This window comes from Streptomyces sp. A 4/2, from assembly GCF_940670765.1.
Classification (GTDB): Bacteria; Actinomycetota; Actinomycetes; order Streptomycetales; family Streptomycetaceae; genus Streptomyces.
In genome coordinates this window covers 33,649-46,890 of the sequence record NZ_CALNVW010000060.1, presented here as the reverse complement: position 1 = coordinate 46,890, position 13,242 = coordinate 33,649, and the positions used below count along the sequence as shown (strand labels likewise).

At 68.9% G+C, this 13,242-nt stretch carries 11 protein-coding genes and 1 tRNA gene; 9 read left to right on the top strand and 3 right to left on the bottom strand.

The window, feature by feature from the left end; translation table 11 throughout:
* Positions 1–38: 38 nt before the first annotated feature.
* Positions 39–114: transfer RNA gene (locus tag NBY69_RS35190), tRNA-Lys, on the top strand.
* A gap of 31 nt (positions 115–145) precedes the next feature.
* Here the strand turns inward: NBY69_RS35190 and xerC are convergent.
* Complete coding sequence (gene xerC / locus NBY69_RS35185) at positions 146–1,759, bottom strand: tyrosine recombinase XerC (protein ID WP_250306284.1); 1,614 nt, start codon at positions 1,757–1,759, stop codon at positions 146–148.
* The gene (locus NBY69_RS35180) at positions 1,756–2,448 is read right to left on the bottom strand and encodes a helix-turn-helix domain-containing protein (RefSeq protein WP_250306283.1); all 693 of its coding nucleotides are present in this window, start codon (positions 2,446–2,448) and stop codon (positions 1,756–1,758) included. Before NBY69_RS35180 ends, xerC begins: the two co-directional genes overlap by 4 nt.
* Positions 2,449–2,527: 79 nt before the next feature.
* On the opposite strand from NBY69_RS35180, the gene NBY69_RS35175 reads away from it, so the two are divergent.
* The 5 genes from NBY69_RS35175 to NBY69_RS35155 all read left to right on the top strand — a co-directional run bounded on the left by NBY69_RS35175 (position 2,528) and on the right by NBY69_RS35155 (position 8,319).
* Complete coding sequence (locus NBY69_RS35175) at positions 2,528–2,773, top strand: hypothetical protein (RefSeq protein ID WP_250306371.1); 246 nt, start codon at positions 2,528–2,530, stop codon at positions 2,771–2,773.
* Positions 2,774–3,009: 236 nt separating this feature from the next.
* Entirely contained in the window at positions 3,010–4,389 is a 1,380-nt protein-coding gene (locus NBY69_RS35170) for a DUF3631 domain-containing protein (RefSeq protein ID WP_250306282.1), read from the top strand.
* Between the two features lie 428 nt (positions 4,390–4,817).
* Positions 4,818–5,681, top strand: a complete 864-nt coding sequence (locus NBY69_RS35165) for a DUF2637 domain-containing protein (RefSeq protein WP_374211374.1) — start codon at positions 4,818–4,820, stop codon at positions 5,679–5,681.
* A 470-nt stretch (positions 5,682–6,151) separates the two neighbouring features.
* Complete coding sequence (locus NBY69_RS35160; protein WP_250306280.1) at positions 6,152–6,589, top strand: MobC family plasmid mobilization relaxosome protein; 438 nt, start codon at positions 6,152–6,154, stop codon at positions 6,587–6,589.
* Positions 6,586–8,319, top strand: coding sequence for a relaxase/mobilization nuclease domain-containing protein (locus NBY69_RS35155; RefSeq protein WP_250306278.1), 1,734 nt, complete (start codon positions 6,586–6,588; stop codon positions 8,317–8,319). The genes NBY69_RS35160 and NBY69_RS35155 overlap by 4 nt, the downstream gene beginning before the upstream one ends.
* 46 nt (positions 8,320–8,365) lie before the next feature.
* Here the strand turns inward: NBY69_RS35155 and NBY69_RS35150 are convergent, their stop codons facing one another.
* Entirely contained in the window at positions 8,366–9,706 is a 1,341-nt protein-coding gene (locus NBY69_RS35150; protein WP_250306276.1) for a hypothetical protein, read from the bottom strand.
* A 954-nt stretch (positions 9,707–10,660) separates the two neighbouring features.
* Between NBY69_RS35150 and tgmA the strand changes: the two genes are divergently transcribed.
* From tgmA to tgmC, 3 genes are read left to right on the top strand one after another with little or no spacing between them, the layout of a single operon-like run.
* Positions 10,661–10,942, top strand: a complete 282-nt coding sequence (gene tgmA / locus NBY69_RS35140; protein WP_250306274.1) for a putative ATP-grasp-modified RiPP — start codon at positions 10,661–10,663, stop codon at positions 10,940–10,942.
* A 2-nt stretch (positions 10,943–10,944) separates the two neighbouring features.
* The gene (tgmB, locus tag NBY69_RS35135; protein WP_250306369.1) at positions 10,945–11,904 is read left to right on the top strand and encodes an ATP-grasp ribosomal peptide maturase; all 960 of its coding nucleotides are present in this window, start codon (positions 10,945–10,947) and stop codon (positions 11,902–11,904) included.
* Positions 11,897–13,018 (top strand): ATP-grasp peptide maturase system methyltransferase, encoded by a 1,122-nt coding sequence (tgmC, locus tag NBY69_RS35130; RefSeq protein ID WP_250306273.1) that lies wholly within the window; start codon positions 11,897–11,899, stop codon positions 13,016–13,018. Before tgmB ends, tgmC begins: the two co-directional genes overlap by 8 nt.
* The last annotated feature ends 224 nt before the right edge of the window (positions 13,019–13,242 follow it).

Sequence of the window (13,242 nt, the reverse complement as noted above, 5' to 3'; positions counted from 1 at the left end):
CGCCTCGCTCCCGCTATGCTCGTGGGGTGCGCAAGCACGGACCGTTAGCTCAATTGGCAGAGCAGTGGACTTTTAATCCATTGGTTGTGGGTTCGAGTCCCACACGGTCTACCAAGAGCAGGAGGGTTAAACCCCCTCTGACCTGCTAGGAAGCGTCTCGGCCGGACTTATCCGGTCGGGGCGTTTCTGTATTTCCGGGCTCATGCGTGAGCGATGCGTGAGCGGATGTGCCGGTATCCCCATGGACAACAGCGGACGGACGAGCACGAGGGACGAGGCTCGCGGCCTTCTCGGCGATCTCCCGGTCGAGCTCGGGGAGCAGGCTCGTGTACGTGTCCGAGGTGAGCACGATCGTCGAGTGCCGAAGCGTTTCCTTCACGGCATGGAGGTCGCCGCCGCCTCCGTGCGTGAGCGTCGCCGCGACGTGGCGGAGATCGCGAAGGGTGATGGGCGGCAGATCCGTGGTCGCCAGGATGCGGCGGAAGGTCTCGGAGACGGTCTCGGGGTGGAGCCATGAGCCGTCCTCCTGGGTGAAGACCTTGCCGGTGTCCTTCCATGCCGTGCCCCAGGCGAGACGTTCCTTGTTCTGGCGGGCTTTGTGGGCGCGCAGGACGGCGACGTTTAGGCTGTCCAGCGCGATGGTGTTCGCGCTGCCGTCGGTCTTCGGCTCGGACTCGTAGACGTCCCAGCCGTCGACGGTGATCTCCTTTGCCGGCGTGATCTGTCCGGCGTCGAGGTCGACGTCGGTCCACTCCTGGCCGACGCCTTCACCGCGACGGAGGCCGCGGGTGCCGACGAGGTGGAAGAAGGCGTACAGCCGGTCGCCCTCGGCCGCGTCGAGGAAGGCGCCGAACTGGGCTGGGGTCCACACCATGACCCCGCCCGGCACCTGACCGGTTTCACGCCACCGGCGGACCCGCTCGTCCGTCCACAGCTGAGGCTTCGGCCGCTTGCCCGAGGCGAGCTCGACATGGGCCGCCGGATTGAACGTGATGAGCTGCTGGGCGATCGCGGAGTTCAGCGCGGTGCGCAGCGTACGGCGGATGGCCTGCCAGGTGGCTGGGCCGTTCTGCTTCCGGAAGGGCTTCATCTCGGCGAGCGCCGCCCGCTCGGCGGCCAGTCGAGCGCGCTCCGCGGCGACGGGCCGACCCGGCTTGCTGGGCTTGCAGCGTGCGATCTGCTCGTGGCGAGCCGCGTTCTCGGCTGCGATCACCTCGTTCTGGTCGGCGATCGCGTCGAACATTTCCACCAGGTGGCCGACGCTGAGCCGGTCGAGACGTATGTGACCGATACGCGGCTTCAGGTGGACGCGAAGGTGCGATGCGTACCCGTTGAGTGTGGTCTTCCGTCGCTTCTTCGCGGCGAACCACATGTCGAGCCACTCGCCGACGGTGATACTGCCGTGAAGGTCGAGGCCCGCCTTGAAGCGGCGGCGGGTCTCTTCGATGCCCGGCAACGGGGCTTTGTCTGCTGTGATTTGGTCCAGCAGGTCGGCTATTCGCGCGATGCCATCGGCGTCGTCGGAGTCGGCGAGACCGATCAGGGCGCGGACATGGTCGAGGTCGTTCTGGGCGTCCTTGAGGCTCTCGTAGCCGGCGCGGTTGAATGCGCGGCGACTGCCGTCCTCGCGGGGCGGGAGTTCCTGGCGTATGGAGTATGAGCCGTGCTTGCGGCTGGAGAGCCTGGGGCACGTTTTGCCGAGCGGCTTGCCCGTATCCGCGTCGCGGCAATAGCAGCGGCGGTGAGTGGAACCCTTCAAAGATCAATCTCCTCGGTGTCGTGGTCGGTTTCGGGTGGGTCGATGTCACAGAGGCTTGCGGGGAGGTGGGGTGGGGTCCCGCCTTCGTTCCGGATCGCGTTGCGGTGTTCGCGCAGTGCGTGCCTGGCCTTGGCGGCTTGGTCGGTGTAGCGGGCCAACGCGCGTTCGGCTGCTTCTCGGTGGACGCGGTTGGCGGCGGTCCTGACCTTCCAGCGTTCGTAGTCCTCGCTCTGGGCGGCGACCTCGGCCGCGCGCAGTTCAAGGGCGTGGGCGTGGAAGTGATCGATCATGGAGTCCTCGACGCCGAAGTCCGGGCTGTCGCCGGTGAACCACTGCAGTACGTCCCAGGTCGGCATGGGGTCTTCGTAGGGGAATGGGCGGACCTCGGGGACATAGCCGACGGGGTAGATCAGCGCGATAGGGGTCATGCGCAGGGCCTTGGCGAGCACCATGATTTCGACCAGGGGCAGGGTGGCGCGGCGGCCGGATTCCATGTTGGCGAGCACGTTGCGGGGGATCGGGTAGCCGATCTCCTCGCACCGGTCGGCCAGGTCCTGGGCGCTCCACCGCAGTTCCTTCCGTCGTCTGCGGACCTCGCCGGCCACGGTGGCCATGACGTGGTCCTCCCATTCGAGGAAGTCGTCGTCGTCTTCCGTCTCGTATCCATGGTCGGAACGGCGTTGTGTCATGGAGACACATTAGCGTTCCTAACGTTGATTCCACGGCTTGGAGACGGACGCGATCACCGTGTTCGCCGAGAGCTGTGCGATGGACGGAGCGCGCGTGCACGAGAACGAACTCGGCGAGCAGGCAAAGGGCATGACGCGGGAGGAGCTGCTGGCGCTGCCGGTGGCCGTTGACCTGGAGACCGGCAATCGGGCGCTGGGTCTGGGGCGGAGCAAGGGCTACGAGCTCGCCAAGCGCGGCCTGTACCCGTGCAAGGTGCTGCGGCTGGGCAACGCCTACCGGGTGGTGACCGCAGATCTGTTGGCCTTGTTGGGCCTTGCCGCATGAGCGGGCGTTCGCATAGCAGCTGCTTCTGCGCTGAGCTGACACAGAAACGCTGGACTGCGGGCGGGTGTGACCGTACTGTCCGTGGTCCCTCGCGGTGCCCGAGTGCCCGCGAGAAAAGAGTGAGCCCCCGACGCGCCAACGTCGGAGGCTCCGAACGCCTCATCGCCCGTAATCCCACGAACGCCCTGCGCGGCTCGGGCCTGCATGCCCCAAGCCGCCGGAAGAGGAGCTGCTCCATGCAACCTGCCACACCCGAGCCTCATTCCGCACCTGCCCAGGCTCTCTGGCCGACCACGGCCATCCCCGGCCAGCCCGGCGCGCACCTGCGCGACGCTGGGGGACAGGCGGCGAACGACGACCGTACCGAGCCTGCCGCCGGCGCCGGGGAGGAAGCCGCGCCGGGCGGGCTGGAGGCGATGCCCGATGCGGTGGCGACACCTGGCTCCGCGCTGCTGGATGAACTGCGGGCGGAGATAGCGAAGTTCGTGATTCTGCCGTCACCGGAGGCGCTGGATGCGGTGACGCTGTGGGCGGCGGCGACGCATCTGCAGCGTGCGTGGCAGCACGCACCGCGCCTGGCGGTGGTCGGTCCGGCCAAGCGGTGCGGCAAGTCGCGGCTGCTGGACGTGCTGGTCGAGATCGTGCACGAGCCGATGCTGACCATCAACACCACACCGGCGGCGATCTTCCGCTCGATCACCGAGGACGACCCGCCGACGCTGCTGGTCGACGAGGCGGACACGATCTTCGGTCCGAAGGTCGCGGAGAAGAACGAGGAGACGCGCGGCCTGCTCAACGCCGGTCACCAGCGGGGCCGTTACGTGACCCGAGTCGTGGGCAACGACCACACCCCGCACAAGTTCGCCACCTTCGCGATGGCGGCGATCGCGGGGATCGGCGACCTGCCCGACACGATCATGGACCGGGCGGTGGTGATCCGTATGCGGCGCCGGGCCGAGGGCGAGAAGGTCAAGCCGTTCCGCTCCCGCCGGGACATCCCGGGCCTGCACGAGCTGCGCGACCGGATTCACGCGTGGGCCGGGCCGCTGCTGGAGGCGGCGGCGAGCCTGGAGCCGGACCTGCCGGTGGAGGACCGGGCCGCCGACACCTGGGAGCCTCTGGTGATCGTCGCCGACCTCGCGGGCGGTGCGTGGCCCCGCAGGGCGCGGATCGCGTGTGCGCGGATGGTCGCTGCCGAGGTGGCGGCCGAGGAGGACCACCCCAGCGGGGCGCGGATCCTCGCGGACATCCGCCGGATCTACGCGGGCCGAGGCGAGCCGGAGAGCCTGACCACCGAGGAGCTCCTCTTCCTCCTGCGCCAGGACGCCGAGAGCCCGTGGGCGGAGTGGGGCCGCAGGGGACTGGACGCGCGTGATCTCAGCGGGTTGCTGCGCGAGTACGGCATCAAGTCCGGCAACGTCCGCATCGCCGACGGAACGCAGCGCAAGGGCTACATGCGCAACAAGTTCCTCGACCCCTGGCGCCGCTACTGCCCCACCGTTCACCCAGTGAACACCCCGCCTGTCCCGACCAGGGACAACCGGCCCGTCCCGACTGGGGACAAACCGCGTGTCCCGAGTCGGGACAGCAGACCTGCTGGCCTCAGCGAGGGCTGAGCCCGCACTCCTCCCGGTTGCCGTCCTTGCCGTCCTTGCCGTCCCTGCCGTGATCTCGCAGGTCAGACAGGGTGCGCGCAAGACGGCAGCCGGGCCCAAGACGGCAACACGATCATCAGCCGCGTCCTGCCGCCAAGACGACGCCCGTACCCGTCTTGCGACGTCCCACGCGTCCTTGCCGTATCGCCGCAGCTCACAGCCCCGCTGGTCGGGACGGAAGACGCATCGCTTGTGTTCCGACTCGGAACACGGCCTGCCCCGGGCCGGACCGACCCAGGACGCGCCGCTTCTAGTTCCTACCCGGGACAAGACGGTGGCGGCGTTCGCCGGGACGGAGCGCCATGCCGGTTGCCGTACCCGCGCTGACCTGCGCTTGCAACGGCCAAGACGGCCAAGACGCCCCCACAGCACCCCCAGGAGTAGCCCGCTTGAAACTCACTTCTCGTCTCCACCGGATACGTCGCAAGTTTTCACGCAAGCGGCCCGGCACACGAAGGCCGCAGGTGACCAGGCATGCTGCCGAACAGTTCGTGCTCATCACGGCGGGAATCGTGATCGTTGCCCTGACGGCCGGAGCGTTCTGGCTGTCCTACGCGCACCTTGCCGACGTGGCCGGCCAGCACGGACTGGGCGGATCCCCGATACGCCAGTGGGCCTGGCCCGCAACGCTGGACGCGTTCATCGTCGCGGGCGAACTCCTCATGCTCCACGCGGGCCTGCGCGGGGAGGGCGACATGTCGGCGGTCGCGCTGACCGCGACCGGATCGCTCGGCTCCATCGCGTTGAACGTAGCTGGAGTCAACGGCACCGGTCACGGTCGCGACGTACCGCTGCTCGATTACGTGGTGGCTGCGGTGCCGCCGACCGCTGCGTTGCTTGCCTTCAGCGTGCTCATGGGCCAGATCCACCGGTTGGTCGACCGCTCCGTCAGCAGCGCGGAGCCTGCTTCGGTCCAGGTACCGAAACCGCCGGTCACCGTGCTCACCCAGCAGGTTGAGCGCGTCCAGCCCAGCGGGCTGCCAGCCGAGGTATCCGCCCAGCGCCCGGAATCATCAACGGACGTTGCGCAGGGCAGGCCGCGGGGAGGTCGTCCGCCCGGTGCCCCGCTGGAGGTACTCGTCGAGACTGGCCGAGTCGCGGTAGCCGAGCAGGGCAAGCTCACTCGCGCCGTCGTCCGCAAGGCAGTTGAGGTCAAAGGGCTCACGATCGGCAGCAAGCGGCTGACCGAGGTGATGAACATCCTCCGGCCGGAATTCGAAAACGCCGCCGAGACCCATCCGGCCAACGCCTGACCGGAACCCGACCGGGTGGGCGGAACCTCTTCCGGCCACCCGGCTCCGGTCACCGACCCACACCCCGCCCGACTGTCCACACCTGTGGATGGGGTGGCGGTCAGCCGAACGATTCCCAGACGTTCCCCGTCGAGCCGCCCGCTCGCCCTGCCTCTTCCGGAGAGCCGCTCATGCCGCACGACCTGCACCACCCTCGAGACGCCTCCGAAGAGTCGTTGCAGCTCACGAAGTCCCCAACGCTGAAGGAGCGTTTGCGGCGGGCGTTGGGACGGGCGGCTCCTGGCGGAGCCAGTAGTACCCCGAGTCCGACTCATGGCCGGTCTTCGGGGGTCTCCGCCCCGGGGGTGGCGGAGACGGCCCAGCGCCAGGGGGCGCCGGACCCAGAGGTCGGGGCTGGGGGCGGCCCCGACCCGGACACGCTCCACACCGTCCAGCACGAGATCCTCCGCCCCACACGTGAAGACGTTGCCGTGGCCGGCGAGCCGACCGTGAAGAGCGCCCAGCCGACGATCCGCCGCTTCACCGGCACCAAGCGCACCGCTCGCGTCGGCCCCCTGCGCTTCACCGCAGACGAGCACACCCGCCTGCAGGAGGCCGCCGCCGAGCATGGCTACAAGGGCGACTCCGGCCTCGCCGCCGACATCGTCCTCGCCTTCATCGACGGCCGGTTCACCGCCAACCTGCCCCTGTCCGAGGAGCGTCGCCGCACCCACCATTTCCGCGCGCAGGTGCTGCGCCAGCTCAACCGGATCGGCGTGAACGTCAACCAGATCGCCCGCGCCCTCAACAGCGACCTCACCCCACCTGACATCCGCCAGCACCTGACCGAACTCCAGCAACTGCTGGAACTGATCGCCGAGGCCCTGCGCGAGCCCGCCGTACCAGACGAAGGAGAGGCCGCCGCATGATCGCCGCCATCAAACGGGCCGGGTCCAACACCCGTGGTCTGCTCGCCTACCTCTACGGCCCCGGCCGCCAGGACGAACACCTCGACCCGCACCTCGTCGCCGCCTTCGCGATGCTCGGCATGCCCGACCCCGGCCGCGACGAGAACGCCACCCTCACCCAGCTCGGCCGCCACCTCGACGCACCCGTACGCCTACGGAACAGCGAGTTCGGCCAGAAGGTCACCGACCATGTCTGGCACTGTCCCGTGCGCGCCGCACCCGAGGACCGCCACCTCTCCGACACGGAGTGGGGCGAGATCGCCCAGCGCATCGTCGAAGCCGCCGGTATTGCCCCGCCCGGGGACGACCTGGCCTGCCGATGGATCGCCGTACGCCACGCGGACGACCACATCCACATCCTGGCCACAACCGTCCGCGAGGACGGCCGCCGCCCCAAACTTCACGACAGCGGCATCCGCGTCGGCGACGCCTGCCGCCAGATCGAAAAGGACTACGGGCTAAGGCAGTTGAAGCAGGGCGACCGCACCGCCGCCCGCCGCCCCACCCAAGCGGAAATGCACAAGGCCGAGCGCCTGGGCTGGGAACAGCCCAGCAGGCAGTGGCTGGAGGCCGGCATCCGAGCCGCCATCCCGCACGCCCGCAGCGCCGAGGAACTCCTCGCCTACCTCGAAGCCGAGGGCATCGCCGTCAAGTCCAGGCGCGGCCCGTCCGGAGACCTCCTCGGATACGCCGTCGGCCGACCCGGCGACGTCAACAAGGCCGGCGAGCAGATCTACCACCCCGGCGGGAAGATCGCCCCCGACCTCTCCCTGCCCAAACTCAAGACCCGACTGGAAAGCGTCGTACCCGAAGAGCACCCCACCGCCCGCCGCAACCAGCCGACCACTCCCTGGCGGCAGGCCACCGACGCCCTCGACGCCTTCCACACCGGCCTCACCGAAACCGGCACAGGCGACGGAGGGGACGCGTCGGCCCAGGCCCAGATCGCCGCTCTCGGTGAACTCATCGAAGCCACTGCCCAACGGGCACCAACTCATCAGCGTGCAGAACTCCATGCCGCTGCACGGGTGTTCGCCCGCGCTGAGCGATCTCGGATACGGGCGGAAGACCGCGCCGCCGGCACTCTGCGCCGTGCGGCCCGCGACATCGTGCACACGGCCACCGGCCCCGACGGCAGCGCCCTGGCCGCTTTGGTCGCAGCCCTCGTCTGGGCCGCGATCCTCGCCGGACGCTGGCACGAGGCCAAGGGACACGCCCAGCAGGCAGACGCCGCCCGCCAAGCCGTCCACCACCTCCAGGCTGCTGCCGACAGCGCTCTCCTGCCGGTGCTCGCCGAACTCGAAGTCCGCTCGCCCAGGGAGCAGGCCCGCCTCACCCTGGCCAGTGACGTACGCAATGCCATCCCCGACCAGGCTGAGCGAATCCTCGCTGATTCCGCTTGGCCCGCGCTCGCCACGGTCCTCGCCGATGCCGAGGGCCGCGGCCATGAACCCCACCGACTCCTCAAGGAGGCGGCAGCGCAGCGCGAGTTGGTCACAGCCCGCCAACCCGCCCGTGTCTTGATCACCCGCATCCAGCACACCGGCCACAACGCTGCAACCAACCGGCGAGCCGAAGCCGCCCGCCAACGCTCGACCATGGCGGCCGGGTTCTCCCGACAGCCGCAGCGGGACGAGCAATCACCCTTGGCCACTGTGGGAGAGGTCGCTCAGCAGCATCGGAAGCGCTGAGGAGCGGGCGGGGGCTGGCGGGTCGGCTGAGGGCTCGGGCCCCATTTCAGTTCTTGAGGGTGGCGACCTCGTGTGCCCGGCCTGCCAGTTCCCGTACTGAGCGCACGGTGGAGTGTGTGCGCAGCCTCTTGCGCATGGTGTCGAAGTGCTCGTCTCCGCGTGCCGATGAGATGTGTTCGTACTCGTCGAGGAAGCGGCCCCACGAGGAGCATGCCGCGTCCAGGTGTCCGTGTTCGTACTGGCGTTGAGCGAGTACGGCGTAGGCGTGGACGCGGCCTTGCCGCTCGTTGGGGGCCTGGATGCGCAGCGAGTTCTGCAGTGCCTTGATCGAGCCGGGCAGATCCCCGGTCTCGTTCAGTACGTGCGAGACGTGGAACAGGTAGGCGGTCTTGTCGTATCCGCCGATCGCATCGCGCCGGTTGTCCGCCTTGGACAGGGCTTCCTCGGTCTCCCGCAGCCTGGAGAACGCCGCGGTTTTGTTGCCCACCATGGCCTCGGCGTGGGCCTGCTGGCCGCGGAGGAAGGCCACCAGGCGCGGACCGGCCGAGGGGGCGGCCTCCGCGGCGGAGTCGGCGAGATTCAGGGCCAGTTGGCCGTGTCGGAGGTTGGATGCCTGAAGGCTCATCCCGCGCAGGGTGCGGCAGTAGGTGACGTGGTCCTCCGCGTCGGCGGCCAGGCGCAGGGCCTTGACGTAGTAGGTCTGACCGAGACCGTGGGCCCGCTCGTACATGGCCATCCAGCCGGTGAGGTACACGAGGTCGGATGCCGCGGCGAGCATGTCTTTGCGGACCTGCTGCGAGGCTTCGGCCTTGAGCCATGGGCCGACGGTGTTGGTCAGGAACGCGGCCGCCATGGGACGTGCGTGGCCTGCGCCGAGCTCGTCGAGGATGTCGGCGATCCGGTCGGTCATTGTGCGTACGGCGCGGACCTGGGCCTCACCGATGCGTACGGTCTTCTTGCCTGGGTAGACCGGTTCGTCGGCGTGCGCGGCCAGGCTCTCGAAGAGAGGCACCACTAACGCCGCACTGAAGATGCCGGCCGTCACCACCTTGCGACGGGTTGGGTCCATGTCCGCCCTTGTGAGGTCGATCAGTTCCTCGACAGTGTCATCCGATTCCGCAGTGGCGGGTGACGTGAGCCCGGCCTCGGCATGGGTGACGGGGCGGCCGAGTTTCCGTTCGAACGCGGCCAGAATCAGCGGCCTGACCTGCTCTCGCGGCTGCGCACCATTGAGCCAGTGGGCCACCGCAGGCTGTTGGTAGGTGAGCTTCAGTCCGATCTCGGTGCCGAGCCGGTTCACCTGTTGTGCGAGTTGCCGCTCGGACCAATTCGCCTGGTCAAGCAGGCTCCTGAGTCCTGTATTGGGGGTGCGCGCACGATCCGCCATTACCAACTCCCGCCAGCGTTAATGGCATTAATGCCCCGGCCTCCTTTCCAAGCTACCCGCCCTGGGGGCGGTGGGGGTTAGCTCTTCGTATGCGATCCAGCCAAGCGAGGGGACCAGAGGCGATGACGGAGGAGCGGGACGAGCCAAGAGCGGCGACGCGGCGAATTGTGGTCATCGGCGGGCCGGGGAGGCGGATCGCGTGAGCGCACTCCCTGTCGGAGAGGTCGTCCGCGACGGTGCCACGGGACGCGTCGGTGAAGTGAGAGGGCACGGAGGACCGTACGTTCAGCTCCGACCCGTCAACGGCGGCAAGGAGTGGGACGCGAAGCCCGAACAGGTCGAGCCGGTTGGCATGTCCGAGCTGTTGAGCGCCCGTGTCGCAGAGGCGAATGCCCGCAGCCGCAACGGGGGCCGGGCATGAGTACCCGCGCGTTCCAGGCCCACGCGGAATGGACCCTCAGCGGCGACAACCGTGAAGGCGTTCCCGTAGCGATCTTCCAAATGACATGCATGACGTGTCAGGCCGAGTCCCCGGCCGCCGACAACGACGGCAACCCATCGCAGACATGGGCCCTGGACCACACCGGACGCAACCCTGGCCACCGCGGTTTCAAGCTCCTCACAGAGACGTTCTGGCGCGTGGAGCCCCGGCGGGGCAACCCGTATGCGGAGGTCCGGCCATGAGGCGATTGGCAGCCTACGTGGGCCGCTACGCAGGGCTGCTGCTCATCATCGCGATCTCGGCTACCTGCGGGTTCGTCATCGGCGCAGGGCTCGCCTCCACACCCCCATGATCCCCGTCTCCTGCCGGGAGGTCTCCGCCATGGCTCCCCCACCGCGATGAGCGGCCCCGACAGGAGACGGGTCCAGGCGCCCGGCCCCGGCGGCAATGTCCCGGCAGGACCACGCCGAGGCCGGGTTCACAGCACTCTCCATCCCAACCGAAGAGGCACTTTGCACCAGCAGCCCGCCCACCAGACGACCACCCCTTGGGGCATGCAGCGCATGGCCCCGCTCAGCAACGGCGAGGCAACACCCTGGCATTACTCGGGACTTGACCCACGGACGCAGACCGGCCGGTGGATCGGAGGGGACGGGCAGATGCTCCCGGTGGAGTTCGGCAAGCACGGCACCTCGGTCAACACCTACCCGCCGACGCAGGTGAGCAAGGACGGGAAACTCGACCCCGACACCGGCCACGACGCAGAACAGGACGAGACGGACGACGGCCAGTGACCATGGACAGGCGCCCGGTGCTGATCTCCACCCAGAACGAAGACGCGACCGCTGATCTGGTCATCCATGAGCTCAACCGTCGCCAGGTGCCCGTCCTGCGGATCGACCCTGGACGGGACTTCCCTGGCCCGGCTGTACTCCGCGCCCGCCTGGGGCCGAGCGGCTGGACCGGAACCCTGAGCGCGGAGGGACGCACCGCAGACCTCGGCGGAGTGCGCGCGCTCTACCATCGCCGGCCGAACCTCTACGCCCCGGCCGACGACACTCAGGACGCCATGTTCGCCGCACGGGAGAACCGGCGGGGCCTGGGCGGGATCCTCGGCGCGCTGTCCGGCTGCCTGTACCTGAGCCACCCCATGGCGATCGCACGGGCCGAATACAAGCCCGCCCAGTTGGCGACTGCCTGCCGGGCCGGACTCACCGTACCCGCGACGCTGATCACCAGTGACCCGGCAGAAGCCAAGTCGTTCACCGCCGCACAGCCGACGATCTACAAGCCGCTGCACGCCGCCGCGTACGAGGTGGACGGAGAGCCCGCCGGTATCTGGGCGGCACCGGTGGAACCCGGCGAGATTGATGAGACCGTGGGCCACTGCGCCCACCTGTTCCAGGCGCAGGTACCCAAGGTGGCGGACGTACGTGCAGTCGTCGTGGGCACCGAAGTGTTCTGCGCCCAGATCACGTCCCCGCCCGGCGTCGTGGACTGGCGCGCGGAGTACCGGAACCTCCGCTACAAAGCTGTGCCTTGCTCGCCGGAGGTCAGGAGCGCACTCCTTCAGTTCCTGGCGCACTTCGGTCTCAGCTTCGGGGCCTTCGACTTCGCCGTGACCGTGGACGGCACCTGGTGGTTCCTGGAGTGCAACCCCAACGGCCAATGGGCATGGCTCGAAGCGGCAGCAGCCCTCCCCATCACCACAGCCATTGCCGACCTCCTGGAGAACGGAGAGCCCCCACGTGACTGACCACCCCACCTCCGAGCGCCTGCGCGCCGAACTGGTCCAGAGGATCACCAAATCCGGAGCCCTGCGCACCCCCGCATGGCAGAACGCCGTCGCCTCGGTCCCCCGCGAGGCATTCCTTTCCCGCGGCTGGTTCGAGCACGAGGGAGGCGGCTGGTACCGGCCCGTAACCCCGGCCGCCGACGGTGGACTTGCCGCGATCTACGAGGACACCACCCTGGTCACCCAGGTAGCTGGAGCAGTCTTCCCCGAACAGTTGGACGGCCGTATCGCCGCTGCCCCCACCTCCTCCTCTACCCTGCCGAGCCTCGTGGTGCGCATGCTGGAAGAACTGCACGTGACGCAAGGCATGCGGATCCTGGAGATCGGCACCGGAACCGGATACTCAACAGCCCTTCTGGCACGGGTTGTTGGCGAGGAGAACGTGACCACGGTAGAGGTCGATCCGGAGATCTCCGCACGCGCCGCTACGGCACTGGCAGGCATCGGATACCGGCCGCTGCAGGTAGCCGGGGACGGCCTCGCCGGACACGCAGACGGGGGCCCGTACGACCGGATCATCGCCACCTGCGGTGTGCACACCGTCCCCACTGCCTGGATCGAACAGACCAAGCCAGGCGGGGAAATCCTGGTGACGGTCGGCGGGTGGATGCACGCATCCGAACTGGTCCGCCTCACCGTGTCCGAGGACGGCACAGCGAGCGGCCCCGTCCTCGGCGGGCAGGTGTCCTTCATGCTCGCGCGTGCCCACCTCCCGCCACCGCTCGGCCTCCTGCCCAACCTGCGAGCGACCGAGATGGAGCCGACCGCGATGGGCGCGAGCGTGCTGGACGACTGGACGCCCCGTTTCATCGCCCAGTTCGCGGCCCCGAACGCCCAATACCTCGTTCTCGAGCGCGATGGCCGCGCGGAACACCTGCTCCTGGACGTGGCGTCCGGTGCCTGGGCGACGGTCTTCCAGGCCGGCGGCCGATGGATGGCCCGACAGAGCGGCCCTGAGCGACTGTGGGACAAGATCACCGAGAGCATTGAGGACTGGAAGGCGGCGGGGGAGCCTCCGTCCGAGAAGCTGCATCTTCACATCGGCCCCTCAGGGCGCAGCCTCACCTGGGACTGAACCGACCGCACGACAGCACCTCGGCGCCAGGGCAGCTTCGCGGTCGACTCGTGCCGTAAATGGGCCTCGGCGCGGTCCTGCCGCGCGTGACGTCAATATGGCGGCGGCTGCCGCGCAGTGCTGGGCTTCGGACGGGCCCGCGCCACGGCGGACGGTGTCGGCAGGCGTGGGAGGGGGAGGCCGCGTCGCTGGGGGTGCGGGGCGGCCACACCGCCAGAGCATGA